Source organism: Bradyrhizobium sp. cir1 (genome assembly GCF_014198245.1).
In the GTDB taxonomy this organism is placed as follows: Bacteria; Pseudomonadota; Alphaproteobacteria; order Rhizobiales; family Xanthobacteraceae; genus Bradyrhizobium.
Genome location: NZ_JACIHE010000003.1, coordinates 225103 through 250689, shown reverse-complemented (window position 1 = coordinate 250689; position 25587 = coordinate 225103). Strand labels below are relative to the sequence as shown.

Annotated in this window: 20 protein-coding genes; 18 read left to right on the top strand and 2 right to left on the bottom strand. The window is 65.1% G+C overall.

Annotated elements, in window-relative coordinates; genetic code table 11:
• Positions 1 to 317 precede the first annotated feature (317 nt).
• Both GGD63_RS09540 and GGD63_RS09535 read left to right on the top strand, forming a co-directional pair.
• A complete protein-coding gene (locus tag GGD63_RS09540; protein WP_183241147.1) occupies positions 318 to 1307 on the top strand; it encodes a transporter in 990 nt (329 codons plus the stop codon).
• 187 nt (positions 1308 to 1494) lie between these two features.
• Positions 1495 to 1938, top strand: coding sequence for an SRPBCC family protein (locus GGD63_RS09535; protein ID WP_183241145.1), 444 nt, complete (start codon positions 1495 to 1497; stop codon positions 1936 to 1938).
• 226 nt (positions 1939 to 2164) lie between these two features.
• Here GGD63_RS09535 and GGD63_RS09530 read toward each other — a convergent pair whose 3' ends face one another.
• Positions 2165 to 3496, bottom strand: a complete 1332-nt coding sequence (locus tag GGD63_RS09530) for an Hsp70 family protein (RefSeq protein ID WP_183241143.1) — start codon at positions 3494 to 3496, stop codon at positions 2165 to 2167.
• Positions 3497 to 3841: 345 nt separating this feature from the next.
• Between GGD63_RS09530 and GGD63_RS09525 the strand changes: the two genes are divergently transcribed.
• The 13 genes from GGD63_RS09525 to GGD63_RS09465 all read left to right on the top strand — a co-directional run bounded on the left by GGD63_RS09525 (position 3842) and on the right by GGD63_RS09465 (position 19370).
• Entirely contained in the window at positions 3842 to 3979 is a 138-nt protein-coding gene (locus GGD63_RS09525; RefSeq protein WP_183241141.1) for a hypothetical protein, read from the top strand.
• A 248-nt stretch (positions 3980 to 4227) separates the two neighbouring features.
• Positions 4228 to 5514 (top strand): oxalate/formate MFS antiporter, encoded by a 1287-nt coding sequence (oxlT, locus tag GGD63_RS09520; protein ID WP_183241139.1) that lies wholly within the window; start codon positions 4228 to 4230, stop codon positions 5512 to 5514.
• Between the two features lie 258 nt (positions 5515 to 5772).
• Positions 5773 to 7095, top strand: coding sequence for an oxalate/formate MFS antiporter (gene oxlT, locus GGD63_RS09515; RefSeq protein ID WP_183241137.1), 1323 nt, complete (start codon positions 5773 to 5775; stop codon positions 7093 to 7095).
• 179 nt (positions 7096 to 7274) lie between these two features.
• Complete coding sequence (locus GGD63_RS09510; protein ID WP_183241135.1) at positions 7275 to 7703, top strand: CBS domain-containing protein; 429 nt, start codon at positions 7275 to 7277, stop codon at positions 7701 to 7703.
• 201 nt (positions 7704 to 7904) lie between these two features.
• Positions 7905 to 8921, top strand: a complete 1017-nt coding sequence (locus GGD63_RS09505) for a 2-dehydropantoate 2-reductase (RefSeq protein WP_183241134.1) — start codon at positions 7905 to 7907, stop codon at positions 8919 to 8921.
• A gap of 11 nt (positions 8922 to 8932) precedes the next feature.
• Entirely contained in the window at positions 8933 to 9706 is a 774-nt protein-coding gene (locus tag GGD63_RS09500; protein ID WP_183241132.1) for a fumarylacetoacetate hydrolase family protein, read from the top strand.
• 309 nt (positions 9707 to 10015) lie between these two features.
• Positions 10016 to 11422 carry a hypothetical protein gene (locus GGD63_RS09495; RefSeq protein WP_183241130.1) on the top strand — a complete coding sequence of 469 codons (1407 nt, stop codon included), beginning with the start codon at positions 10016 to 10018 and terminating at the stop codon, positions 11420 to 11422.
• A 259-nt stretch (positions 11423 to 11681) separates the two neighbouring features.
• Complete coding sequence (locus tag GGD63_RS09490; RefSeq protein WP_183241128.1) at positions 11682 to 11885, top strand: hypothetical protein; 204 nt, start codon at positions 11682 to 11684, stop codon at positions 11883 to 11885.
• A 44-nt stretch (positions 11886 to 11929) separates the two neighbouring features.
• Positions 11930 to 12577, top strand: coding sequence for a hypothetical protein (locus GGD63_RS09485; RefSeq protein ID WP_183241126.1), 648 nt, complete (start codon positions 11930 to 11932; stop codon positions 12575 to 12577).
• A gap of 376 nt (positions 12578 to 12953) precedes the next feature.
• Positions 12954 to 13949, top strand: a complete 996-nt coding sequence (locus tag GGD63_RS09480; protein ID WP_183241124.1) for a nitronate monooxygenase family protein — start codon at positions 12954 to 12956, stop codon at positions 13947 to 13949.
• 236 nt (positions 13950 to 14185) lie between these two features.
• Positions 14186 to 15157: a zinc-binding dehydrogenase gene (locus GGD63_RS09475; RefSeq protein WP_183241123.1), complete on the top strand. Its 972-nt coding sequence runs from the start codon at positions 14186 to 14188 to the stop codon at positions 15155 to 15157.
• Between the two features lie 267 nt (positions 15158 to 15424).
• Positions 15425 to 16816, top strand: coding sequence for a cation-efflux pump (locus tag GGD63_RS09470; RefSeq protein ID WP_183241121.1), 1392 nt, complete (start codon positions 15425 to 15427; stop codon positions 16814 to 16816).
• A gap of 226 nt (positions 16817 to 17042) precedes the next feature.
• Complete coding sequence (locus tag GGD63_RS09465; RefSeq protein WP_183241118.1) at positions 17043 to 19370, top strand: PAS domain-containing sensor histidine kinase; 2328 nt, start codon at positions 17043 to 17045, stop codon at positions 19368 to 19370.
• A 161-nt stretch (positions 19371 to 19531) separates the two neighbouring features.
• Here GGD63_RS09465 and GGD63_RS09460 read toward each other — a convergent pair whose 3' ends face one another.
• Complete coding sequence (locus GGD63_RS09460; RefSeq protein WP_183241115.1) at positions 19532 to 20425, bottom strand: LysR family transcriptional regulator; 894 nt, start codon at positions 20423 to 20425, stop codon at positions 19532 to 19534.
• 223 nt (positions 20426 to 20648) lie between these two features.
• Here GGD63_RS09460 and GGD63_RS09455 point away from each other — a divergent pair, with 223 nt between their 5' ends.
• From GGD63_RS09455 to fdhF, 3 genes are read left to right on the top strand one after another with little or no spacing between them, the layout of a single operon-like run.
• Positions 20649 to 21149, top strand: a complete 501-nt coding sequence (locus tag GGD63_RS09455; protein ID WP_183241113.1) for a formate dehydrogenase subunit gamma — start codon at positions 20649 to 20651, stop codon at positions 21147 to 21149.
• Positions 21146 to 22702, top strand: coding sequence for an NADH-quinone oxidoreductase subunit NuoF (locus GGD63_RS09450; RefSeq protein ID WP_183241111.1), 1557 nt, complete (start codon positions 21146 to 21148; stop codon positions 22700 to 22702). The genes GGD63_RS09455 and GGD63_RS09450 overlap by 4 nt, the downstream gene beginning before the upstream one ends.
• A 10-nt stretch (positions 22703 to 22712) precedes the next feature.
• On the top strand, positions 22713 to 25586 hold the full coding sequence (gene fdhF / locus GGD63_RS09445) for a formate dehydrogenase subunit alpha (protein WP_183241109.1): 2874 nt from the start codon (positions 22713 to 22715) through the stop codon (positions 25584 to 25586).
• The last annotated feature ends 1 nt before the right edge of the window (position 25587 follow it).

The window sequence follows — 25587 nt, the reverse complement described above, 5'->3', positions numbered from 1 at the left end:
AGGTTTGATATGGATCAACAGATCAGGATGACGGATCAGAAGCGGAGATGCTGGAGACAGAATAGCGTCGTTTTTCCGTAAACTCCCCGGGGCCTCATCTCCGTGGCCGGTATCAAGGGGCGGTAGTGTTGTTCTCTTGCTACACCCGGCTGCCAAAAATTCCCGGCACATCGGCAACTATGGCAAGTCCGGTCGGCTCGGTCATATGATCGGCAATATATCAGGCGCTCCCACTGAGCGAAGCTCGTGGTTCGGGAGGAGGCACCATGCGATTGACGAAAGCGTTTGCCGCTCTTGCATTTGCGGCCTTGGCATCAATGCCGACCAAGACCTTGGCCGACGAAAGCGGCATCAGCTTCTGGATTCCGGGCATATTCGGCAGCCTTGCTGCCACACCTCAGCAACCGGGCTGGACGGCCGCCGCGATCTACTATCACACCTCGGTGTCCGCCGGCGCCGAGGTGGCGCGCGCGCGCGAAATTCAGATCGGCCGAATTCCGGTGAACGTGACGGCCACCTTAAACGCGAACGTCAATGCGAACGTGGATCTCGGTGTTCTGAACGCGACCTACGTGTTCGCGACGCCAGTGCTCGGCGGTCAGGCCTCGGCCAGCCTGTTCGGAATCTACGGTGCAAACACCACTTCGCTGAACGGATTAGTGACGCTCGCAACGCCGCTCGGCTCCTTCTCGCGCTTCGATTCGATCAGCGATTCCATCACCGCCTTCGGCGATGTGATCCCGCAATTCGCGCTGCGCTGGAATGTCGGTGTCAACAACTACATGACCTATGTCATGGGTGACATTCCGGTCGGGGCTTACCAGTCGACCCGGCTCGCCAATATGGGGCTTGGACATGGCGCGATCGACGCGGGCGGCGGCTATACCTATTTCAATCCGCAGACCGGACATGAGCTATCCGGCGTGCTCGGCTTCACCTACAATTTCAAGAACACCGATACACAGTATCAGAGTGGCGTGGACATGCACTTCGACTGGGGCGCGTCCCAGTTTGTGAGCAAGCAGGTGCAGGTGGGCCTCGTCGGCTATGTCTACCAACAGCTCGGCTGCGACAGCGGATCCGGCGATCGCGTCGGCTGCTTCCGCTCGCGGGTGGGCGGGATCGGCCCGCAGATCGGATTCATCTTCCCGGTCGGCGACAAACAGGGTTACCTCAACTTCAAGGGCTACAAGGAATTTGCCGCCGAGAACCGGCCCGAGGGCTGGAATGCGTGGGTGACGTTCGTGATCTCGCCGGCGGCGCCGCCGCCTGCAGTGACGCCGACGAAGCACGTCATCACGAAGTGACGGACGTTCACGATGGAGCCCCGGGAGTGACGACTCCCTGGCGGTTCAAGGCGGACAATCTGCCGCAGCGCTCCTGACAAAAATGTTGGATGCCCATGTCGGATCGGCGGCATCCCGGTCGTCCTAGGGACATGAATGGGTCGTAGACGCCAAGGTCGGCCCATCAGTTCAAGAGGATGAGAGAAACATGCCCAGCACTGTCCGCCTGCACCGCGTTCTCACGACCACCCCGGCAAAAGTCTATCGCGCGTTCCTGGAGGCGGATGCGCTGGCGAAATGGCTGCCGCCGAACGGCTTCACCTGCACGGTGCATCATTTCGAGCCCAAGGTCGGCGGCACGTTCAAGATGTCGTTCCGGAATTTTACGACGGGCAACAGCCACTCCTTCGGCGGCGAATATCTCGAGCTCGTCCCCGGCGAACGCCTGCGCTACACCGACAAGTTCGACGATCCCAATCTGCCGGGCGAGATCCAGGTCACCGTGATCCTGAAGAAGGTCTCGGTCGGCACCGAAGTGGACATCACGCAGGCCGGCATTCCCGACGTCATTCCGCCGGAGGCCTGTTACCTCGGCTGGCAGGAGTCGCTGCGGAATCTGGCGAAGCTCGTCGAGCCCGAGATCAACCAGTAGCGGTGACATCAGTATCGTAGGGCGGAAAGCCCAGCGTGCCCACCAATCTCTCAACCTCGGAAAGATGGCGGGCACGGCGCTCCGCGCCTTTGCCCACCTACGGCACTGTTCGATTGCATGCGCAGATCGACCCACATCATTGCGAGCGGAGCGAAGCAATCCAGAGTCCCTCCGCGGAACGATCCTGGATTGCTTCGCTCCGCTCGCAATGACGGCTGCTACTGGGCTAGGCGCCCGCCTTCGGCGCAAGCCCGCCGCTGGCGGTCCAGCGGTCCGGGTCGGGGCTGTGCCCGATCAGGGCGAGGCCATAGGCGATCGACTCGAACTGGTCGCCCGACATCAGCCGCTCGTTGCCGAACCGCTCGGCGAACAGCTTTCGGACAGCGGGCACGAAGGACGTGCCACCGGTCAGGAACACCTTCTCCACCTCGCGCGCGGAGATGCCGGCCTCGGCCAGCACCTTGTCGACGGTCGCGCCCAGGCGGGCGATATCGTCGGCAATCCAGGATTCAAAATTCTTCCGGGTGATGGTCGCGCCGATGTCGACGCCGCCGCCCTTGAAACGGAAGTCCGTCTGGTCCTGCCCCGACAGCGCGACCTTGGCGTCGGACACCGCGCGGTACAGCGAAAAGCCGAGATCGAGGTCGACGATGGTGATGAAATCCTCGAGCAGCTCCGGCTTCAGCGCGGTACGCGCAAGCTCGCGGAGCTCGCGCAGGTCGCCGTTGCTCTTCATCATCGCGAGCTGATGCCAGCGCGCAAGGTTGGTGTAGTGGCCGCTGGGGACCGGCAGCACCTTGTCGAACGAGCGGAAGCTCGAGCCCTTGCCGAGCCGCGGCGAGACGACGTGGTCGACAATGCGATAGTCGAACGTGTCACCGGCAATGCCGATGCCGGCGTGTCCAAGCGGCTCGGCGCGCAGGACGCCGCCCGCGCGGGAAAACCGCATCACCGAGAAGTCGCTGGTGCCGCCGCCGAAATCGGCAACCAGCACGGTGGCATCGCGCTCGAGCCTGCGGGCGAAGGAGAACGCCGCTCCCACGGGCTCATAGACATAGCGCGCGTGGCCGGCACCGAGCCGCTCGAACGCGGCCCGGTAACGCTGCATCGCCAGCGCCTCGTCGGGATTGCCGCCGGCGAAGCGCACCGGGCGGCCGACCGTGATGCTCGATGTCTCGAAACCGAACTTCTCGCCGCCATGGCGCGCCAGCGTCCGCAGGAACGCCGCAAGGATGTCCTCGAACTTGAAGCGCTGCCTGAACACTTGCGTGGTGTTGAAGCTGCTGCTCGCCGCGAAGGTCTTGAACGACTGCAGGAAGCGGTAGACGTGGCGTCCTTCGAGGAACGTCTCGATCGCCCACGGCCCGCCTTCGGCCTGGGCGCCGGCTCCCGGCCGATCCTCCCAGAAGCACAGGGCCGACACATAGACGCTGTGGCGCTGTCCGCCATGATCGAAGCGGATGGCCTCGACCCGGCGGTCGTCGGCCGCGAGGGCTACGACCGTATTACTGGTCCCAAAATCGATGCCGATCGAGACGGCGGGCGAGGCGCTCGACATGAACCACTCGGACAGATGATTGGAAAAGGGGGCAGACCACTAACGGCTTTGGCCTGCGCTGCCAAGATCCAAATGCTGCAGTGCAGTTAGATTTGTGCCGCCGTGTGCGCGGTGGCCGCGCTCTTCTGCCGCCGGAGTCGACGGTTTTTGGGCTGGTCTTGCACCCGCAGTAGTCCCATCGGCAATTTTAAGCCCGAAGCGGCCGCTTTAATGGAGCATTATGTTGCAATGCGGCAGAGCGCATGCTGCTATGCAATGGCATGCATGGACATTGGCATCTGGTATACATAGATTGTCCTTCGAAATGAGACAGCAACACTGACCGTCTCAAGAAAGGGAATTCCGATGTCCAAGACCGCTACCGTCGCTCTCGTCCCCTCCTCCTCCCTGTTCGCCCGCTTCCTGGCCGCTGTCGACCGCTTCCTGATGGCGAGCGCCGAGATCTCGAATCACAACGGCGACCTGCCCCGCTTCGGCCTCTAAGCCCCTGCTTTTGCAGCTGCCGAGGCAGCGCGCGCCGGCTTTGGAACCGTCCACATTCGACTTTTGATGAATGGCCCCGCAGGACGGGGCCATTTCTACTTGTGCTGTCCTGAGTCACTGCCGCACCCGGACAAGGGCCTGCGGCATTTGCGCACGGTGGCCGGACCGGCGCTTGAAGCTTGGCATAATGCATACAAGAATGCCTCTCCAGCGCTCGCAGAAAAATTAGAGGCGCCACGGGAGGCTTTATGACGGACATGGTGCAGGCAACGGCCCCTACCACCGCGCGCGTTAGCGACACGTATCGCTGGGCGCAACTGGCGATCGGTGTAGCGGCCATGGTGATGATCGCCAACTACCAATATGGCTGGACGTTCTTCGTCCCCGACATCCAGAAGAAGTTCGGCTGGGATCGCGCTTCGATCCAGTGGGCGTTCACGCTGTTCGTGCTGTTCGAGACATGGCTCGTGCCGGTCGAAGGATGGTTCGTCGACAAATACGGTCCGCGCATCGTGGTTCTCGTCGGCGGCGTGCTCTGCGCCATCGGCTGGGTGATCAACGCACAGGCCACCTCGCTCAACGGCTACTATCTTGGCATGATCATCGCGGGCATCGGCGCCGGCGGCGTCTACGGCACCTGCGTCGGCAACGCGCTGAAATGGTTTCCGGACAAGCGCGGTCTCGCCGCGGGTATCACGGCGGCAGGCTTCGGCGCAGGCTCCGCGCTCACCGTCGCGCCGATCCAGGCCATGATCAAGGACAGTGGATTCCAGACCACCTTCCTCTATTTCGGCCTCGGACAAGGCATCATCATCTGCATCCTCGCCTTCTTCCTGCTCGCGCCGAAAGCGGGCCAGGTGCCGAACGTGGTGGCGAATGCCGCGCTGTTGCAGAGCCGGCGCAACTACCAGCCGACCGAGGTGCTGCGCCAGCCGATCTTCTGGCTGATGTACTTCATGTTCGTGATCGTCGGCGCCGGCGGCCTGATGGTAACGGCGAACCTGAAGCCGATCGCAGTCGACTGGAAAGTCGACAGCATTCCGGTCACGCTGATCGGCATGACCATGACGGCGGTGACGTTCGCGGCGACCATCGACCGCGTGCTCAACGGCCTGACGCGCCCGTTCTTCGGCTGGATCTCCGACAATATCGGCCGCGAGAACACGATGTTCATCGCGTTCGGCATGGAAGGTATCGGCATCTGGATGCTTTATCTCTGGGGCCACGACCCGGTCTGGTTCGTGCTGCTCTCGGGCTTCGTGTTCTTCGCCTGGGGTGAGATCTACTCGCTGTTCCCCTCGACCTGCACCGACACGTTCGGGGCGAAGTTCGCGACCACCAATGCGGGCCTGCTCTACACCGCAAAGGGCACGGCCGCGCTGCTCGTCCCGGCCGCAAACCTGATGCAACAGGGTTCGGGCAATTGGGACAGCGTGTTCATCATCGCGGCCGGCGCCAACATCCTGGCTTCGCTGCTCGCGATCGCGGTGCTCAAGCCCTGGCGAAAGGTCGTGGTCGCGAAATCGACCGTCTGACCCGCTCCAGCACAACTCATCCAAACACGACGCCCGGCCTCACGGCCGGGCGTTTTCGTTTCGGGCAGGCTTTCGGCATTCCGCAAAATCCGAAGCGAACTCGCAATTTCTTGCACCATGGGGCAAGTTAAGACTTGCAATCTGGAATATGGTATACCAAGCTGGCGGCCGCGCTTGCGACGATAAGCCACAACATTGCGACACTGGGTCATCTTGCAATCCCACGTCGCAAGCAATCAGGCGCTTGGGAGGTTCTTGATGATTTCCAGCACGGACGGCGCCGTCACGGCCGCGCCTCTTCGCACCGGTTTCCGTTGGCTCCAGCTCGTCATGGGCATCGTCTGTATGGCGATGATCGCCAACCTGCAATATGGCTGGACGCTGTTCGTCGATCCGATCGATGCCGCGCACCATTGGGGACGCGCCGCGATCCAGCTCGCTTTCACCATCTTCGTCGTCACCGAGACCTGGCTGGTGCCGGTCGAGGCCTGGTTCGTCGACAAATACGGCCCGCGCATCGTCGTCATGTTCGGCGGCGTGATGATCGCGCTGTCCTGGGTGCTCAACTCCTACGCCGACTCACTCACTTTGCTCTACGCGGCCGCGATCATCGGAGGCATGGGCGCCGGCGCCGTCTACGGCACCTGCGTCGGCAACGCGCTGAAATGGTTTCCCGACCGCCGCGGCCTTGCCGCCGGCGCGACCGCCGCAGGCTTCGGCGCGGGCGCCGCGCTCACCATCGTCCCGATCGCCACCATGATCGCATCGAGCGGCTACCAGCAGGCGTTCCTCACCTTCGGCATCGGCCAGGGCCTGATCGTGTTCGTGCTTGCCTTCTTCATCCAGCCGCCGCGGCTCTCGATCCCGCCGAGGAAGAAGCAGCTCAATTTGCCGCAGACCAAGATCGACTTCACCCCGCCACAAGTGCTGCGCACCCCTATTTTCTGGGTGATGTACCTCGTCTTCGTCATGGTCGCCTCCGGCGGCCTGATGACCGCGGCGCAGATCGGCCCGATCGCGCACGACTACAAGATCGCCGACACGCCGGTGACGCTCGCGGGCTTCCAGATGGCGGCGCTGACCTTCGCGATCTCGCTCGACCGCATCTTCGACGGCTTCGGACGCCCCTTCTTCGGCTGGGTCTCCGACACGATCGGTCGCGAGCCCACCATGTTCATCGCCTTCGGCACCGCCGCGGTGATGCTCCTGGCGCTGTCGGCCTACGGCCACAATCCGATCGTGTTCGTGCTCGCGACCGCGGTGTATTTCGGCGTGTTCGGCGAGATCTACTCGCTGTTCCCCGCGACCTGCGGCGACACCTTCGGCTCGAAGTTCGCAACGACCAACAACGGCATGCTCTACACCGCGAAGGGCACGGCGTCCCTGCTCGTTCCGCTCGCAAGCGTGATCTCGGCAACGTATGGCTGGAAGGCCGTGTTCGTGGTGGCGGTGGCGCTGAATGCAACGGCCGCGCTGATGGCGCTGTTCGTGATCAAGCCGCTGCGCCGCTCCTTCATCCTCGGCAAGGAAGCCGAGAGCGCCGACACGGCGCCCGACAGCGCCAAGACCGAGACGGCGTAAATCACCGCACGCCTGGCAGCGGTTGAAGAAGGGGCGCAGCGATGCGCCCTTTCTTTTTGATCGACGACAAACGTCAGTATTCCTGCCGCAAGATTTTTCGGATCAGCCAAATCCAGCGCTTGACGATTGGCATTATGTATACCACACTTCCCCCAGTCATTCACCCCAGGGAGGTTGCAATGCTGGTCGGAGACATTCTGCGCAAGAAGACGCCGCGCGTTGTCACGGTGCGAATGAACGAAACGGTGGGTATCGCCGCCAAGCTGATGCGCGCCAACAATATCAGCGCGCTGGTGGTCAAGGACGTGGTCCGCTCCGAGGGCAACACCGCGGTCGGCATGTTCACCGAGCGCGACGTGGTGCGCGCCGTCGCCGAGCACGGCGCCAATGCCGTCAACGTCAAGGTCTCGCAGCTCGTGTCGGTGCAGCAGCTCGTCTCCTGCACCTCCTCGGACACGATCGAGCACGTTCGCCATCTCATGAACCGGCATCACATCCGTCACCTGCCGGTCATCGATGATTACAGCCTCGTCTCCGTGATCAGCATGCGCGACATCGCCGCTGCCATGGACGAGGCGATCAACGGCACGCCGCAAGCGGCAGCCTAAAGCATGATCCGGACCCGGAGAGCCGCGTTAGCGCAAAGTGCGTAGCGGTTTTCCGACAAGATCATGCTCAAACAATAGACTAAAGCGCATCGCGCTTTAGAGCGGCAACACTTCCCCTGCGACTACCGGCCCCGGCTCGGATCCTTCCGAGCCGGACCGGATCTTTCGTCCCAAATTCCGGTCTCTGCTCGCGAGGATTTCATGAAGATCTGCATCTACGGCGCCGGCGCGATCGGCGGATATCTCGGGGTTCATCTCGCGCGTGCGGGCGCCGACGTCAGCCTGGTCGCACGCGGCGCGCATCTCGCCGCGATGCGCGAGCGCGGCCTGACGCTGCTCGCCGGCGAGGAGAAGCACACCGTGCATCCGCGCTGCACCGACGATCCCACTGAACTCGGCGTGCAGGACTACATCATCATCACGCTGAAGGCGCATTCGATCACCGGCGTGATCGAGAAGATGCAGCCGCTGCTCGGGCCCCATACCCGCATCGTCACCGCCGTCAACGGCATCCCCTATTGGTATTTCTACAAGCACGGCGGCCAACACGAGAACTCGACGCTGGAGAGCATCGACCCCGGCGGCCGGCAATGGCGCGAGATCGGCGCCGAGCGCGCCATCGGCTGCATCGTCTATCCCGCCACCGAGATCGAGGCGCCCGGCGTGATCCGCCACGTCTACGGCAACAATTTCCCGCTCGGCGAGCCCTCCGGCGAGATCACCTCCGACGTGCAGCGCCTCGCCGATCTCTTCGTCGCCGCCGGCCTGAAGGCCCCGGTGCTCGACCGCATCCGCGACGAGATCTGGCTGAAACTCTGGGGCAATGTCTGCTTCAACCCGATCAGCGCGCTGACCCATGCCACGCTCGACGTGATCTGCACCGATCCCGCCACGCGCGCGCTGTCGCGTGCGATCATGGTGGAGACGCAAGGCATCGCCGAGACCTTCGGGGTCAAATTCCGTGTCGACGTCGAGCGCCGCATCGAGGGCGCGCGCAAGGTCGGCGCGCACAAGACCTCGATGCTGCAGGATCTCGAGCGCGGCCGCCCGATGGAGATCGACCCGCTCGTGACCGTGGTGCAGGAGATGGGCCGCCTCACCGGCATTCCGACGCCCGCGCTCGACTCGGTGCTGGCCATGGTGAGCCAGCGCGCCCGCATCGCCGGCCTCTATGACGGCGTCTCGACAACCGATCCGCGCGCGCTGGCGGTGGCGTGATGGCCGGCGAGATGAAAAAGTGGCTGCGCTTCCGCCATGCCGGCGCGACCGGCTTCGGCACGCTGACATCCTCCGGCATCAGCGTGCACGAGGGCGATATGTTCGGCCGCAACGTCGCGACCAGCAGGACACTGGCGCTGTCGGAGGTCGAGTTGCTCGCGCCCTGCGCGCCCAGCAAGATCGTTGCGCTCTGGAATAATTTCCACGCGCTCGCCGCCAAGCTGAACCAGCCCGAGCCGCCGGAGCCGCTCTACCTGCTCAAGGCGACCACCAGCGTCACGACGCCGGGCGCCGTGATCCGCCGTCCCGCCTATTACCACGGCAAGACGACTTATGAAGGCGAGCTCGGCATCGTCATCGGCAAGACCTGTGCCCGCGTGTCGCCTGCGGAAGCCGATAGCTTCATCTTCGGCTACACCTGCGTCAACGACATCACCGCCAACGACATCCTGACCCGCGATCCCACCTTCCCGCAATGGGCCCGCGCCAAGGGTATCGACGATTACGGCCCGTTCGGCCCCGTGATCGCGACCGGCCTCGATCCCGCAAAACTGACGGTGCGCACCATCCTCAACGGCGCCGAGCGGCAGAACTATCCGATCTCGGACATGATCTTCACCGCGCAGGAGCTTGTGAGCAAGATCTCGCACGACATGACCTTGCTCCCCGGCGACCTCATCGCCGTCGGCACCTCGGTCGGCGTCGGCGTGATGAAGGAGCCGGTGAATACGGTCACGGTTGCGATCGACGGCATCGGCGAGCTCACCAACGAATTTCGGCTGTAGCGGCGAACGCGGCCGCACTCCCCTCTCTCCGTCATTCCGGGGCGCGCGGAGCGCGAGCCCGGAATCCATCGGGCGGCAGTGACGTTGGATGCATGGATTCCGGGCTCGCGACTTCGTCGCGCCCCGGAATGACGGCCGAGGGCCGCAGCCCCCTCGGGAAAACCCGGCAATCCCCGCAACGTCCTCCAGCAATCGGCGGACGCGCGCGACGGTGGATCGCGCGATCTACAACCCGTGCGCCCCTTGATCTCGGTTCCGCTCTCCAATAGCAACTACGGCGAAAATGTGTGCCGGCGTGAGGAATTCACGATGTGGCTGTTTTTCCTGGTTGCCTGGTTTGCCCTGCTGGCCGCCATCGCGCTTCTCGCCCAGCAGGCGTTTGGTTACGATTTCGGTCACCTGCCGGCGTGGTTCGCGGCCCTGTCGATGCCGCAACGCATCGCGGCCGGCACGATCCCGGCTGCAGGCCTGGCGCTGATCGGCGCAACCGCCTGGCAGCTGTCGCGCCAGGACCGGCGCCTCGACACGCTGCGCGACCGCCTGAAGAAGACCCGGGAAGACGTCGTCGTCGCCCACGCCCTGCAAAACCACCTCGACGCTACCGTCCAGCACCTGATCGAGAGCGATCCGCGGGAGGCCGTCTCCGCCCTGCACGACAAGCTCGGCGAGACCGAGCAGCGCGCGCTGCTGCAGCAGGGCCGCAACGAAGCCACCGACATGCACGACCAGCTCGCCGAGATCCGCCGCCGCCAGCAGGCGCTGCGCGAGATGGTCGGCAAGGTCGCCGATCAGCGCCGCGCGGTCGAGCCCGTCTTCACCGAGATTCGCGACCGCCAGAACCAGCTCGAACGCTCCCTGCACGACCTCGAGACCGACGACCGCAAGAACAACCTCGCCGACCGCCTGAAGGACATCGCGCGCGACGTGTCGGCGCTGCTGACACGGGTGAGCGCAGTCCAGGACACATTCGCGACCCTCAACCAGTACAAGGAAGATCTGGCGAAGTCCCATGCCGAGCTGACGCCGCTGCGCTCGACCGATGCCGGCATCAACGCCCTGATCAGCGAGCTCAGCCTCAACCATGACCGCCTCGAAAAAAGCATCGACGAGCTCGAGACCGGCGGCGAGGCGCCGCTCGGCAGCCGCGTCGAGATGCTGTCGAAGAACAAGATCGAGATCGAGCAGCGCCTCGCCCGTATCGACGACAGCTTCAACATCCTGAAAGGCATCCGGCTCGACTTCGAGGAGCTCGGCCAGCGCCGGGGCCAGCTCGAACGCGCGATCGCGGAGGTCGAGACCGATGGCGACGGCAGGAGCCTCACCGAGCGCCAGAATGCGCTGAACGATTTCGTCCTCCAGTCGCGCCAGCGTCTCGGCGCGTTGCAGGAGACGCTGGCGACGCTGAACACCTTCAAGACCGAGCTGTCGAAATCGCAAGCCGACCTCGTTCCGCTGATGGCTCCGGTGTTCGGCATCGAGGCGATGATCGCGGAGGTCGGCACCACCCGCGATCTCCTCGCCCAAACCGTCGGCGAGATCGAGGCGAACGCGGGCGTGACGCTGGCCTCGCGCGTCGATGCGCTGACGAACAGCAAGCGCGAGGTCGAAGACCGCATCGCCCGCATCTTCGAGAACTTCAACGCGCTCGACGCCTTGCGCAAGGACATCGGCGGCATCTTCGCGACGATCAGGAACAGCTTGAACCGGATCGGGTGAGCACGGCTGCTATAGCCCGGAGGAGCGAAGCGACATCCGGGACGGACGATCCGCAAAGCATCCCGGATATCGCTGCGCTCATCCGGGCTACGACACCGCCGCCGCAGCGAAACATCCAGACACATCACATCTGCGCGCGTCCGATCAATGCCGCCAACATGTCCCGCGCTCGCCGCAACTTGGACGCATTCGACCGCCCTTCTGAGAGGCGTGTCTGGGGGCACGGCATTGCCGTGTTTGGACCAAACCTTCTAGGGGTATGACTGTGAAGAAGATTGCATTTGTTCTGGGTGCCACGCTTGCTCTGGTGACGGCCGCGAATGCCGCGGACCTTCCGCGCCGGCAGCCCGTGCCGGTCTATCCGGCGGAGCAGCCGCCGATCGGCAAGATGCCGATTGGCAAGAGCCCGGTTGGCAAGGCCCCGATCGGCAAGGCGCCCGGCCCGGTCGCTGCGCGCTACTGACGCGCAGATTTTGCGTAAGCGGCCGACAGTCGAGGGGGCTCAACGTGACGAACAAAGCTGATCGATCGGGATCCTGCATTCTCGCGGGGCTCGCCCTCGCGGCGATGATCGCATGCACGACGCCCACGGCCTCGGCCCACGAAGCGAACAAGCGCGTTGCCGATGCCAACGCGCTTGCCACGACCGACACCGCATCGCGGCCTCAGCCGCAAGCGATGCGGCGTCCCGTCGCGCGCGCGGAGAAGGGCCCTTACTACGTCGACTTCCGCGCCCGGACGGCGGCGAGCTGGGGCCACGCCTTCGTCTGGTACGGCAAGACCAGCGAGAAGGCGGTCGAGGTCGCGGGCCTGACGCCGGCCGGCGACACGCTCGCCTACGTGCTCGGTCACATCACGTTCGTGCCGTCGGAGACCGGTGCGAGCTACGGCGATCTCGATCCGGAATATCTGACCGCGAGCTATCGGGTCTACCTGAACGAGGCCGACGCCAAGCGCGTGTTCGCCTATATCAAGAAATTGCAGTCGAACTCGCCGGTGTGGAACGCCGAGACCGCCAACTGCACCGGCTTCATCGGCGACATCGCCGAGTTCATGGGCCTGGAAGTCCCCAACCGCTGGCAGCGCCCGGAAAACTTCGTCAACCGCCTGAAGGAAATGAACGGCGGCCGGCAGATGGTGCGGCTGTCGGAGTAGCTGTTCGCTCCATACTCGGTGTCATTGCCCGCGAAAGCGGGCAATCCAGTATTCCAGAGACAGCAGGCTAGAGCCGAGAGGCCGCGGCGTATTGGATACCCCGCCTGCCGCCTACGCTAAAGCTTCGGCGCCCCTAGACCCCAACCCCGGCGAAGCCTTGGCGTCGCCGGGTCGCGGGGTATGACGGTGAAGTTTGAGGAAAGAGCTTGCCCTCATCGGGCAACGGCGCGCCTCAATTATCCGCCCTGCGGAATCCCCTCGCCTCCTGCATGATCGCCCCGCCTGGCGGCGCAATAGACTTTTCCTACCCCCGGCGGCATCCTCCCCGGCATCAACCGACAACAGAGCCTGCGGGCCATCCGGGGGGAAACACATCATGCTGCAGACACGGTTCACAAAGCTCGTCGGCGTCGAGCACCCGATCGTCCAGGGCGGCATGCAATGGGTCGGCCGCGCCGAGCTGGTCGCCGCCGTTGCCAATGCCGGTGCGCTCGGCTTCATCACGGCACTGACGCAGCCGACGCCGGAAGACCTGACCAAGGAGATCGCGCGCTGCCGCGACCTCACCGATAAGCCCTTTGGCGTGAACCTCACCATCCTGCCGGCGATCAAGCCGCCGCCTTACGCCGAATACCGCGCCGCCATCATCGAGGCCGGCATCAAGGTGGTCGAGACCGCCGGCAACAAGCCGCAGGAGCATGTCGACGAGTTTAGGAAGAACGGCGTCAAGGTCGTGCACAAATGCACCAGCGTCCGCCACGCCCTCTCCGCCGAGCGGATGGGTGTCGACGCCATCTCGATCGACGGGTTCGAATGCGCCGGCCATCCCGGCGAGGACGACACGCCCGGCCTGATCCTGATCCCGGCCGCCGCCAACAAGGTCAAGATCCCGATGATCGCCTCCGGCGGCTTTGCCGATGCGCGCGGCCTCGTCGCAGCGCTGGCGCTCGGCGCGGAAGGGATCAACATGGGCACCCGCTTCATGGCGACCAAGGAGAGCCCGATCCACCAGTCCATCAAGGAGAAGATCGTCGCCAATGACGAGCGCGAGACCGAGCTGATCTTCCGCACCATGCGCAACACCTCGCGCGTCGCCAAGAACGAGATCTCGACCAAGGTCGTCGCGATGGAGAAGGAGGGCGCCAAGTTCGAGGACATCCGCGAGCTCGTTGCGGGGGCCCGCGGCAAGATGGTCTATGCGACCGGCAATTCGGACGAAGGCATCTGGTCGGCTGGCCAGGTCCAGGGCCTGATCCAGGACATCCCGAGCTGCGCCGAGCTGATCTCGCGCATCGTGCGCGAGGCGGAGGCGATCATCCGCAGCCGGCTGGAGGTTATGATCATTCAGCCGCAACGCGAAGCGGCGGAATGATCATCGATGTGATTTGAACACAGCGCTCGCACCGCCGAAGGTATGCTCCCTCGCCCCGCTTGCGGGGAGAGGGTTGGGGTGAGGGGGAGTCTCCACGAGGGAGGTGAGAGTTGGACTCGCGGAGACTCCCCCTCACCCGCCGCGCGTTCCGCGCGTCGGCCTCTCCCCGCAAGCGGGGAGAGGCGAAGAACGGCATCGCTCTTCATCCACAAACTCAATTGAGCCCGAGGTAACGCATGAAGGCTTATGTCTACAGCCCTGAGGGCGCTCGGATTTCCGACGTCGCTCAACCGAAGCCGAAAGGCACGCAGGTGCTGGTTCGCGTGCGCGCCTGCGGACTGAACCGCGCCGATACCGGCATGCGCAAGGGGCACGCCCATGGCGCGGCCGGCGGCGTCGGCACGGTGCTCGGGATGGAATGGGCCGGCGAGGTCGCCGAGCTCGGACCGGATGCGAAGGGCTTAGAGGTCGGCGACCGCATCATGGGATCGGGCGGCGCGGCGTTCGCCGAATACACGCTGGCCGATCACGGCCGGCTGTTCCGCGCGCCCTCGAACATGAATTTCGAGGAGGCCGCCACCCTCCCCGTCGCGCTGGCGACCATGTACAACGCCGTCATCACAATCGGCGGCGTGCAGGCCGGGCAAGCCGTGCTGATCCAGGGGGCCAGTTCCGGCGTCGGCCTGATGGCGATGCAGATTGCAAAACTCAAGGGCGCGAGACTCGTGATCGGCTCATCGACCGATGCCTATCGCCGCGGACGGCTGAAGGAATACGGCGCCGACCTCGCCGTCGACTCCTCCGATCCCAAATGGGTCGACGAGGTGCTGAAGGCGACGAACGGCGAAGGCGTCGACCTCATCGTCGACCAGGTCTCCGGCAAGGTCGCGAGCCAGAACCTCGCCGCGACGAGAGTTTTGGGCCGCATCGTCAATGTCGGCCGGCTCGGCGGCACCCATGCCGATTTCAACTTCGACCTGCATGCGGCGCGCCGCATCAGCTATATCGGCGTCACCTTCCGTACCCGCACCATTGAGGAGGTCCGCGAGATCTTCGACGAGGTCCGCAAGGACATCTGGGGCGCGGTGGAGTCGCGCAAGCTGCAGCTGCCGATCGACAAGGTGTTCGCATTCGACGACATCGACAAGGCGTTCGCGCATATGGAGGCGAACAAGCATTTGGGCAAGATCGTGGTGACGGTGCCGTAGCACGCAGACACCGTCCCAAGACCCAATCTCGTAGGGTGGGCAGAGCGGAGCGTGCCCACCATCCGTCAGTGATCGCGGAAGAACGTGGGCACGGCGCATCGCGCCTTTGCCCGCCTACGAGACCGATATGATGCCGTCATTCCGGGGCGGTCCGCAGGGCCGAACCCGGAATGACGGGGCCGAGGAGCATCCGCTCCTGCAACTCACTCGCGACTACGGCTGTGGATCGCCGCTTGATGTTCACCCGCGCCCTGCTAAATCCCCGCCATGAGCGCACAGCACAACAAAACATCGGTCGCCGCCATCTCGATCTTCGCCAGCGGCGGCATGGCGGCGGCCAAGTTCGTGGTCGGCGTGGCGATCGGCTCGCTGGCGCTGATCTCCGAGGCCCTGCACTCCTCGATCGACCTGATCGCGACCATCATCACCTGGGCGGTGGTGCGGGTGTCCGACAAGCCGGCGGACGAGGAGCACCATTACGGCCACGGCAAGCTGGAGAGCATCTCTGCGCTGGGCGTCACCGCCCTGCTCTACGTGCTCGCCGGCGGCATCCTGGTCGAAGCCTATAGCCGGCTGCGCGAGGGAACGCCGCCGCCGACCATTTCGGCCGTGCCGTTCGTGGTGCTGGTGGTCGACATTGCCGTCAATCTCTGGCGCGCCCGCGCCCTGCACCGCGCCGCGCGCGAGACCCGGAGCCAGGCGCTCGCCGCGGATGCGCTGCACTTCGCCTCCGACGTCATGGGCTCCTGCGCCGTGATCGTCGGCCTGGTCCTCGCCGGCCTCGGCTTCTGGTGGGGCGATGCCGCGGCCGCCGCCGCGGTCGCCGTGATGATCGCCGCTCTCGGCCTGCGCATGGCCGGCTCGACCGTGCAGACGCTGGTCGACCGCGCACCGGAGGGTGCGCAGGAGAAGGCCACGGCCGCGATCCGCAGCGTAGCGGGCGTGATCGAGGTCGAGCGCCTGCGCGTGCGCATGGTCGGGGCGACCACCTTCATCGACACCATCGCGAAAGTGCCGCGGACCTACCCGATCGACCGCGTCGAGGAGATCAAGCGCAAGGCGCAGGCCGCCCTCGACACGGCGTTCGGCGATGCCGACCTCACCTTCACCCCGGTCCCCGTGGCGCGCAACAACGAGACCGTGCGCGACCGCATCATGGTGATCGCGCGCAATTCGAGCCTCGCCATCCACCACGTCACGGTGCACGACTTGGGTACGATTCAAGACTTGGGCGCCAAGCTGATCGTCAGCATCGATCTCGAGGTCGACGCCGGGATGCGGCTCGACGCCGCCCACGACATCGCCAACACGCTGGAGCGCAACATCCAGGAGGAGTTCGGTGAGGATGTCGAGGTCGACGTCCATATCGAGCCGCTGGAACCGGAACTGCCGTTCGGTGTCGATGCCGCGCCGGAGAGGGTGCAGACCATCGCCGCCGCGCTGGCGGAGTTCGCCGGCGAAGGCGAGATCCACGACATCCATAATGTGCGCGTCCGCAACACCGACGCCGGCGAGATCGTCAACTTCCATTGCCGCGCCGCGCCGTCGATGAGCGTGATCAGGGTGCACGAGCAGGTCGATGCGATCGAGCGTGCCTTGCGCCGCGCGTTCCCGAGCGTGAAGCGCGTCATCAGTCACGCCGAGCCGCCGCGCGCGTGACGCAGAATGTGCGCGGAGTCACACGTTCTCGTTTCGGACTCCTCGCGCCCGTGGGTTTGCGCACGCGCGATGCGCAAACTGCGCGTTGGATAAGAATAATTTCGCGTTAACGATTCGTTGACTCTCGACAGCCCGGGAAAACTGGATTCAAATCGGTCTGATTCGGAAGCGACGTGGGGCTGCCTCCGAACTCAAGTTGCAAGCTAGTTTTCAGGGGGCCGAAGGCATGTCGCGTGCAGACGCCGCGAACGCGTGCGTCCAATCCGATTCAATCAAGGGATTGGCGCAATCGATCGCGAAACCTGCCTATCATCGGCTCCTTGTTGCGGAGCCGGCGCTGCGCCGCGCGGTGCCGACGCTCATCATCGCATTCCTGATCACGATCTGCCTCGGCGCGTTCGTGCAGGTCGTCGATCAGACGCGCCAGAAGCGGCTGGTGGTCCGGCATGACATCTCCGCGCTCGCCGACCTGCTCGCCGAGCGCATCGACCGCCTCACCTCGGTGCGGATCGATCGGCAGAAGAACATCGAGCGCCTGCCGACGCTGCTGCCCGACCTGATCCCGTCCTGGGGCACGGCAAACGGCCGCCACGTCATCGTCACCTCGGCCGGGATCGACCGCCGCATCCTCGCCCGCATTCCCATCGACAGCGATCCTTCCGGCAACGACCGCCTGCTCGATGCCATCACCACGGCGCAGCTGCTCGCGGCGCCGCCGCGCGACGGCAATATCTCCGATATGACATTGCCGAACGGCAACGCCGCGATGGCGACCGCGCGGCAGATCAAGTCGCTGCCCGGCTTCGTCACCGTGATCCAGGAGCGCAACGAGCCGATCTGGGGCTCGGACGCCGCGCTCTCGGTGACGCTGTCGGCGACGACCGGCTTCGTCGTCCTGATCCTCGGCTTCGCCTTCCACTGGCAGTCCACCCGCGCCCGCGAGGGCGACCTCATCAACGACGCCGTGCGCGGCCGGATCGACACCGCGCTGAACCGCGGCCGCTGCGGATTGTGGGACTGGGACCTGTCGCGCGGCCGGATCTTCTGGTCGCAATCGATGTTCTCGATGCTCGGCCTCGACGGCCGCAACGAGCTCCTCACCTTCGGCGAGGTCAACGCGCTGGTGAAGTCCGACGACATCGACCTGTTCGAGATCGCCGACCAGCTCATCTCCGAGAAGATCGACCACATCGACCAGACCTTCCGTATGCAGCATGTCGACGGCCACTGGATCTGGCTCCGCGTCCGCTGCGAAAAGACCAGCGGCGCGACCGATTCCAGCGTGCATCTGATCGGCATCGCCGTCGACATCACCGAGCAGAAGAGCCTCGCCGAGCGAACGGTCGAAGCGGACTTGCGGCTGCGCGACGCCATCGAGACCATTCCGGAGGCCTTCGTGCTGTGGGACGCGAGCGACCGCCTCGTGCTCTGCAACTCGCACTTCCAGCGCCTGCACAAGCTGCCCGACAGCGCCGTCATCCCCGGCACCTCCTACGAGACCGTGCTCGAGGTCGGCCGCATGCCGGAGGTGCGCACCCGCCACAACGAGACCGCTGCCCAAGGCCCGGGCGCGCGCACCTTCGAGGCGCAGCTCGACGACGGCAGCTGGCTGCACATCAGCGAGCGCCGCACCAAGGACGGCGGCTACGTCTCGGTCGGCACCGACATCACCCGCATCAAGGAGCACGAGCAGAAGCTGGTCGACAACGATCTTCGCCTGCGCGCCACCGTCATCGACCTCAAGCGCTCGCAGGCCGCGCTGGAGCGCCAGACCAACGAGCTCGCCGACCTCGCCGAGAAGTACCAGCGCGAGAAGACTCGCGCCGAGGAAGCCAACCAGACCAAGTCGAAATTCCTCGCCAATATGAGCCACGAGCTGCGCACGCCGCTCAACGCCATCATCGGCTTCTCCGAGATCATGGGAAGCGGCATGTTCGGCGAGCTCGGCAGCGAGAAGTACCAGGAATACTGCCAGGACATCCTCACCAGCGGCCACTATCTGCTCGAGGTCATCAACGACATCCTCGACATGTCCAAGATCGAGGCCGGCCGCATGAAGCTCGACATGGAAAAGCTCGACCTCGCACGGACGCTCGCCGAATCCCTGCGCGTCGTCTCCGGCCGCGCTCACGACAAGCACCTGACGCTCGATGCCGACATAGGGACATCGATCTCGGTCGTCGCCGACCGCCGCGCCACCAAGCAGATCATCGTCAACCTGCTCTCCAACGCGGTGAAGTTCACGCCCGACGGCGGACGGATCGTGGTGCGCAGCCGGCAGTTCGACGACAGGATCGTGCTGATGATCGCGGACACCGGGATCGGCATCGCCCCGCATTCGCTGGCGCGGCTCGGACGCCCGTTCGAGCAGGTCGAGAGCCAGCTCACCAAGACCTATCACGGCTCGGGGCTGGGCCTCGCCATCGCCCGCTCGCTGGCGCAGCTCCACGGCGGCTCGATGCGGCTGCGCTCGAAGATCGAAGTCGGCACCGTCGTCCGCGTGACGCTGCCGCGCGACGCCGTCAAGGCGGCCGGGATATCGGCTGCGGCCTGAGGCGGCGCGAGCTAAGTGCCTGCGGCCATCCTTCGAGACGCGGGCCCTCAGGATGAGGGCACGGTGCGTGGCAGCAGTTTCAAGGGAGCACAATGGTGTGGAGCCTCATCCTGAGGAGCGCGCCCGGCGCGCGTCTTGAAGGACGAGGCGCTTGCTCGGATCTACAATTGCAGCGTCGGCGCGACTTCCCGCGCCACATTGACCAGCGCCGCGATCAGCGGCGTCATGGGATCACGCTGCGGGATCACCAAGCCGATGCTGTAATTCACCTCGGGATCGGTGATCGGGATCGAGCGCACCGTATCGGACAGGCCGAGCGTCTCGGCGAGCTTGGCCGGCATCACGCTCGCCCAGCGCCCCGTCTTCACATGCGTGAACAGCACCAGCAGCGAGTTCGAAGTCAACGTCGGCGTCGCCTCCGCGCCGACCGAACGGAGCGCGCGGTCGATGATGCGGCGGTTCTGCATGTCGGGCGTCAAGAGGCACAGCGGCACCTGCCCGACCTCAGTCCAGGTCACCGTCTCGCGGTCGCCGAACATCGCATCCGGCGCGGTGAGCAGGCGATAGCTCTCGTTGTAGAGCGGAATGGTGCGCACCTTGCCGATCGGCTCGTTCTCGATATAGGTCAGCCCCGCATCCACCTCGAGATTTTCGAGCAGGCCGAGCACCTCCGATGACGTCGTCGACTGGATGCGGAAGCGCACCTCGGGATGCCTCGCGCGAAACGGCGTCGTCAGCGAGGCGACCATGCCGAGCACGGTCGGGATCGCAGCGATGCGGATCTCGCCGGAGAGCTGGTGCTTCAGCCCGTTGATCTCGTCACGCATGGCGCGGGCGTCGCCCACGATCCGCCGCGCCCAGTCCAGCGCCCGTTCGCCCTCGGGGGTGAAACCCTGGAAGCGGGAGCCGCGCTGGACCAGCATCACCCCGAGGATTTCCTCGAGCTGCTTCAGCCCGGTCGACATGGTCGGCTGCGTGACCCCGCAGGCCTCCGCCGCGCGTCCGAAATGCCGCTCCTTCGCCAGCGCCAGCAGCAGTTCAAGCTTGTCGATCAACCTGTCGTCCCTCGGATTCTGCGTTGGCATGCAAGCTAGCATGCCGCGCCTGCACCAACACGCAAAAACCGGCAGCCGATCCAATCTTCATTGCCATTTCGTATCGACCGATTGCGGTTGCAAATCGATCCGAATTCGCAATCGCAGCATGAGACAGCTTTATTGATCTTCGAATGATTCCAAATACTTTGCGCTGGAGAAACGCTCAAGTTGAGAACGAACAATGACAACGCCTTACGAACCTCGTTACGAACCTCGTTACGAGCCTTGGGACGAAGCGCGCGGCGCCGAGATCATCGCCGAACATGCCGGGCAGGAAGGCGCCACGCTGGTCATCCTGCACGCGCTCCAGGAGGCGTTCGGCTACGTGCCGGAGGCGGCGATTCCCATGGTGGCGCAGGCGCTCAATTTGTCGCGCGCCGAGGTCCACGGCGTCTTCACCTTCTACCATGATTTCCGCCACAAGCCGGCCGGCCGTCATGTGCTGAAGCTGTGCCGCGCCGAAGCCTGCCAGGCTGCGGGCGGCGATGCGCTGGCTGCGCGCGCCGAAGCGAAGCTTAGCGTCGCGCTCGGCAACACGACAGCCGACGATCGCGTCACGCTGGAGCCGATCTACTGCCTCGGCCTGTGCGCGACCGCGCCGTCTGCAATGCTCGACGGTCGCCTTATTGGCCGGCTCGACCAGAAGCGCCTCGATGCACTGGTCGCGGAGGCACAGCGATGAGCATGCGTCTCTTCGTCTCCCGCGATGCGGGCGCGGTCGCCGTTGGCGCGGATGAGGTCGCGCTGGCGCTGGAGCAGGCTGCGGCCAGGCGCGGCATTGCCATCGAGATCGTCAGAACCGGCTCGCGCGGCCTATACTGGCTGGAGCCGCTGGTCGAGGTCGCGGCACCGCAGGGCCGGATCGCCTTCGGCCCTGTGACCGAGACCGATGTGCCCTCCCTGCTCGACGCGCTCGCGAGCAACACGCCACATCTCTTGCGGCTCGGCGCCACCGACGAAATCCCCTGGATCAAGCGCCAGACTCGCCTCACCTTCGCCCGCTGCGGCGTGATCGATCCGCGCTCGCTCGACGACTACCGCGCCCATGGCGGCTACAAGGGTTTTGAGCGCGCACTCTCGCTCGGACCTGATGCGATCCTGAACGAGGTCACCGCGTCCGGCCTGCGCGGCCGTGGCGGCGCCGGCTTCCCGACCGGGATCAAGTGGAAGACCGTCGCGCAGGCCAAGGCCGATCGCAAATTCATCGTCTGCAACGCCGACGAAGGCGACAGCGGCACCTTTGCCGACCGCATGATCATGGAGGGCGATCCCTTCCTGGTGATCGAGGGCATGACCACCGCCGGCATCACCGTCGGCGCGACCAAGGGCTACATCTACATCCGCAGCGAATATCCGCACGCGGTCGAGACCATGAACGCCGCGATCCAGGCTGCCAGGCGCGGCGGCTATCTCGGCAACAGGATCGGGGGATCGACCTACAGCTTCGATCTCGAAGTGCGCGTCGGCGCCGGCGCCTATGTCTGCGGCGAGGAGACCTCGCTGCTGGAGAGCCTTGAAGGCCGCCGCGGCATCGTGCGCGCCAAGCCGCCGCTGCCGGCCCATCACGGCCTGTTCGGCAAGCCGACCGTCATCAACAACGTGCTGTCGTTCGCCGCCATCCCCTTTATCCTCAGCGAAGGCGCGAAGGCCTATGCCGATTTCGGCATGGGCCGCTCGCGCGGCACGATGCCGATCCAGCTCGCCGGCAATATCCGCTATGGCGGGCTGTTCGAGACCGCCTTCGGCGTGACGCTCGGCGAGCTCGTCGACGACATCGGCGGCGGCACCTTCACCGGCCGCCCAGTGCGTGCGGTGCAGGTCGGCGGGCCGCTCGGCGCCTACTTCCCGCGCGCGCTGTTCGACACGCCGTTCGACTACGAGGCCTTCGCCGCGCGCGACGGCCTGATCGGCCATGGCGGCATCGTCGTGTTCGACGACAGCGTCGACATGCGCAGGCAGGCGCGTTTCGCGATGGAATTCTGCGCCGTCGAATCCTGCGGCAAGTGCACGCCGTGCCGGATCGGCTCGACGCGCGGCGTCGAGACCATCGAGAAAATCATCAACGGCGAGCGCGTGCATGAAAACCTCGCGCTGGTCGAGGACCTCTGCAACACCATGAAATTCGGCTCGCTCTGCGCACTCGGCGGCTTCACGCCCTATCCCGTGCTCAGTGCATTGAAGCACTTCCGGGAGGATTTTGTCCCGGCGCCGACCACGCTTCAGGCCGCGGAATAGGAGAACGACAATGTCTCTGATCGAAGAAATCGACTTCGGCACGCCGCGCTCCAAATCGGAAACGATGGTGACGCTGACCATCGACGGCAATCAGGTCACAGTGCCCGAGGGCACCTCGATCATGCGCGCGGCGATGGACGCCGGCCACCAGATTCCGAAGCTTTGCGCGACCGACATGGTCGACGCATTCGGCTCGTGCCGGCTCTGCCTCGTCGAGATCGAGGGCCGCGCCGGAACGCCGGCCTCCTGCACCACGCCTGTCATGCCCGGCCTCGTCGTGCACACCCAGACCGAGCGGCTGAAGAAGCTGCGCAAGGGCGTGATGGAGCTCTACATCTCCGACCATCCGCTCGACTGCCTCACCTGCGGCGCCAACGGCGACTGCGAATTGCAGGACATGGCGGGCGCCGTCGGCCTGCGCGACGTGCGCTACGGCTATGAGGGCGAGAACCACGTCTTCGCCAAGACGGACGGCTGCGACAACGACCACTGGATGCCGAAGGACGAGTCCAACCCGTACTTCACCTACGATCCCTCCAAGTGCATCGTCTGCTCGCGCTGCGTCCGCGCCTGCGAGGAGGTGCAGGGCACCTTCGCGCTGACCATCTCCGGCCGCGGCTTCGACAGCCGCGTCTCGCCGGGCATGAGCGAGAGTTTTCTGGGCTCCGAATGCGTCTCCTGCGGCGCCTGCGTGCAGGCCTGCCCGACCGCGACGCTGACGGAAAAGTCCGTGATCGAGATCGGCCAGCCCGAGCATTCGGTCGTCACCACCTGCGCCTATTGCGGTGTCGGCTGCGCCTTCAAGGCCGAGATGCGCGGCGAGGAAGTGGTGCGCATGGTGCCCTACAAGGACGGCAAAGCCAATCGCGGCCATTCCTGCGTCAAGGGCCGCTTCGCCTGGGGCTATACCAACCACAAGGAACGCATCCTCAAGCCCATGATCCGCGAGCGGATCGAGGATCCCTGGCGTGAAGTGTCCTGGGACGAGGCGTTCTCCTTTGCCGCCGCCAAGATGCGCGGCATTCAGAAGAAGTACGGCCGCGACGCTATCGGCGGCATCACCTCCTCACGCTGCACCAATGAAGAGACCTACCTGGTGCAGAAGCTGATCCGCGCCGGCTTCGGCAACAACAATGTCGATACCTGCGCCCGCGTCTGCCACTCGCCGACCGGCTATGGCCTCGCCACCACCTTCGGCACCTCCGCCGGCACGCAGGATTTCGACTCGGTCGAGGACACCGACGTCGTCGTCGTGATCGGCGCCAACCCGGCGTCTGCCCACCCGGTGTTCGCTTCGCGCCTGAAGAAGCGGCTGCGCCAGGGCGCCAAGCTCATCGTGATCGATCCGCGCCGCACCGAGATGGTGGAATCGCCGCATGTGAAGGCGCTGCACCTGCCGCTGATGCCCGGCACCAATGTCGCGGTGATGACCGCGCTGGCGCATGTCATCGTGACCGAAGGCCTCGTCAACGAGGCCTTCGTGCGCGAACGCTGCGACTGGAGCGAGTTCGAGGAATGGGCCGCCTTCGTCGCCCAGCCGAACAACAGTCCGGAAGCCACCGCCATCCTCACCGGCGTCGACCCGAAGGATCTGCGCGAAGCAGCCCGCATCTACGCCACCGGCGGCAACGGCGCGATCTATTACGGGCTCGGCGTCACCGAGCACAGCCAGGGCTCGACCACCGTGATCGCGATCGCGAACCTTGCGATGGTAACAGGCAATATCGGCCGTCCCGGCGTCGGCGTGAACCCGCTGCGCGGTCAGAACAACGTGCAGGGTTCCTGCGACATGGGCTCGTTCCCGCACGAGCTGCCCGGCTACCGCCACATCTCCGGCGACGCTGTGCGCGACCAGTTCGAGGCGCTCTGGAACGTCAAGCTCAATCCCGAGCCGGGCCTGCGCATTCCCAACATGTTCGATGCCGCGGTCGAAGGCACGTTCATGGGGATCTACGTGCAGGGCGAGGACATCCTGCAGTCCGACCCCAACACCAGCCACGTGGTGGCGGCGCTCTCGGCGATGGAATGCGTCATCGTCCACGACCTCTTCCTGAACGAGACCGCGAACTACGCCCACGTCTTCCTGCCCGGCTCGAGCTTCCTCGAGAAGGACGGCACCTTCACCAACGCCGAGCGCCGCATCCAGCGCGTGCGCAAGGTGATGACGCCGAAGAACGGCATGGCCGACTGGGAGGTCACCATCGGCCTTGCCAAGGCGATGGGCTTCGAGATGAACTACAGCCACCCCTCCGAGATCATGGACGAGATCGCGGCACTGACGCCGACTTTCGCCGGCGTCTCCTACGCCAAGCTGGAAGAGCTCGGCTCGGTGCAGTGGCCCTGCAACGAGAAGGCGCCTGAGGGCACGCCGGTGATGCATATCGACGGCTTCGTCCGCGGCAAGGGCAAGTTCGTCGTGACCGAATATGTCGCGACCGACGAGCGCACCGGCCCGCGCTATCCGCTGCTGCTCACCACCGGCCGCATCCTCAGCCAGTACAATGTCGGCGCGCAGACGCGGCGTACCGACAACGTGGTCTGGCATGCCGAGGATCGCCTCGAGATCCATCCGCACGATGCCGAGCAGCGTGGCGTGCGCGACGGCGACTGGGTGCGGCTGAAGAGCCGCGCCGGCGAGACCACGCTGCGCGCGGAGATCACCGACCGCGTCGCGCCCGGCGTCGTCTACACCACCTTCCACCACCCGGACACGCAGGCCAACGTCATCACCACGGACTATTCGGACTGGGCGACCAACTGCCCCGAATACAAGGTCACGGCGGTGCAGGTCTCGCCCTCGAACGGCCCGTCCGACTGGCAGAAGGCCTATGACGCGCAGGCGCGGCAATCCCGCCGCATCGTACCGGCCGAGGCCGCGGAGTAAC

Excerpts from the sequence above, each read along its gene's own strand:
- oxlT (WP_183241139.1), top strand. The coding sequence starts at position 4,228 with ATGACGGACATGGTGCAGGCAACGGCCCCTACCACCGCGCGCGTTAGC.
- GGD63_RS09510 (WP_183241135.1), top strand. The coding sequence starts at position 7,275 with ATGCTGGTCGGAGACATTCTGCGCAAGAAGACGCCGCGCGTTGTCACG.
- GGD63_RS09475 (WP_183241123.1), top strand. The coding sequence starts at position 14,186 with ATGAAGGCTTATGTCTACAGCCCTGAGGGCGCTCGGATTTCCGACGTC.
- GGD63_RS09540 (WP_183241147.1), top strand. The coding sequence starts at position 318 with ATGCCGACCAAGACCTTGGCCGACGAAAGCGGCATCAGCTTCTGGATT.
- oxlT (WP_183241137.1), top strand. The coding sequence starts at position 5,773 with ATGATTTCCAGCACGGACGGCGCCGTCACGGCCGCGCCTCTTCGCACC.
- GGD63_RS09450 (WP_183241111.1), top strand. The coding sequence starts at position 21,146 with ATGAGCATGCGTCTCTTCGTCTCCCGCGATGCGGGCGCGGTCGCCGTT.
- GGD63_RS09505 (WP_183241134.1), top strand. The coding sequence starts at position 7,905 with ATGAAGATCTGCATCTACGGCGCCGGCGCGATCGGCGGATATCTCGGG.
- GGD63_RS09500 (WP_183241132.1), top strand. The coding sequence starts at position 8,933 with ATGAAAAAGTGGCTGCGCTTCCGCCATGCCGGCGCGACCGGCTTCGGC.
- GGD63_RS09490 (WP_183241128.1), top strand. The coding sequence starts at position 11,682 with ATGACTGTGAAGAAGATTGCATTTGTTCTGGGTGCCACGCTTGCTCTG.
- GGD63_RS09525 (WP_183241141.1), top strand. The coding sequence starts at position 3,842 with ATGTCCAAGACCGCTACCGTCGCTCTCGTCCCCTCCTCCTCCCTGTTC.
- GGD63_RS09455 (WP_183241113.1), top strand. The coding sequence starts at position 20,649 with ATGACAACGCCTTACGAACCTCGTTACGAACCTCGTTACGAGCCTTGG.
- GGD63_RS09465 (WP_183241118.1), top strand. The coding sequence starts at position 17,043 with ATGTCGCGTGCAGACGCCGCGAACGCGTGCGTCCAATCCGATTCAATC.
- GGD63_RS09530 (WP_183241143.1), bottom strand. The coding sequence starts at position 3,496 with ATGTCGAGCGCCTCGCCCGCCGTCTCGATCGGCATCGATTTTGGGACC.
- GGD63_RS09480 (WP_183241124.1), top strand. The coding sequence starts at position 12,954 with ATGCTGCAGACACGGTTCACAAAGCTCGTCGGCGTCGAGCACCCGATC.
- GGD63_RS09535 (WP_183241145.1), top strand. The coding sequence starts at position 1,495 with ATGCCCAGCACTGTCCGCCTGCACCGCGTTCTCACGACCACCCCGGCA.
- GGD63_RS09495 (WP_183241130.1), top strand. The coding sequence starts at position 10,016 with ATGTGGCTGTTTTTCCTGGTTGCCTGGTTTGCCCTGCTGGCCGCCATC.
- fdhF (WP_183241109.1), top strand. The coding sequence starts at position 22,713 with ATGTCTCTGATCGAAGAAATCGACTTCGGCACGCCGCGCTCCAAATCG.
- GGD63_RS09470 (WP_183241121.1), top strand. The coding sequence starts at position 15,425 with ATGAGCGCACAGCACAACAAAACATCGGTCGCCGCCATCTCGATCTTC.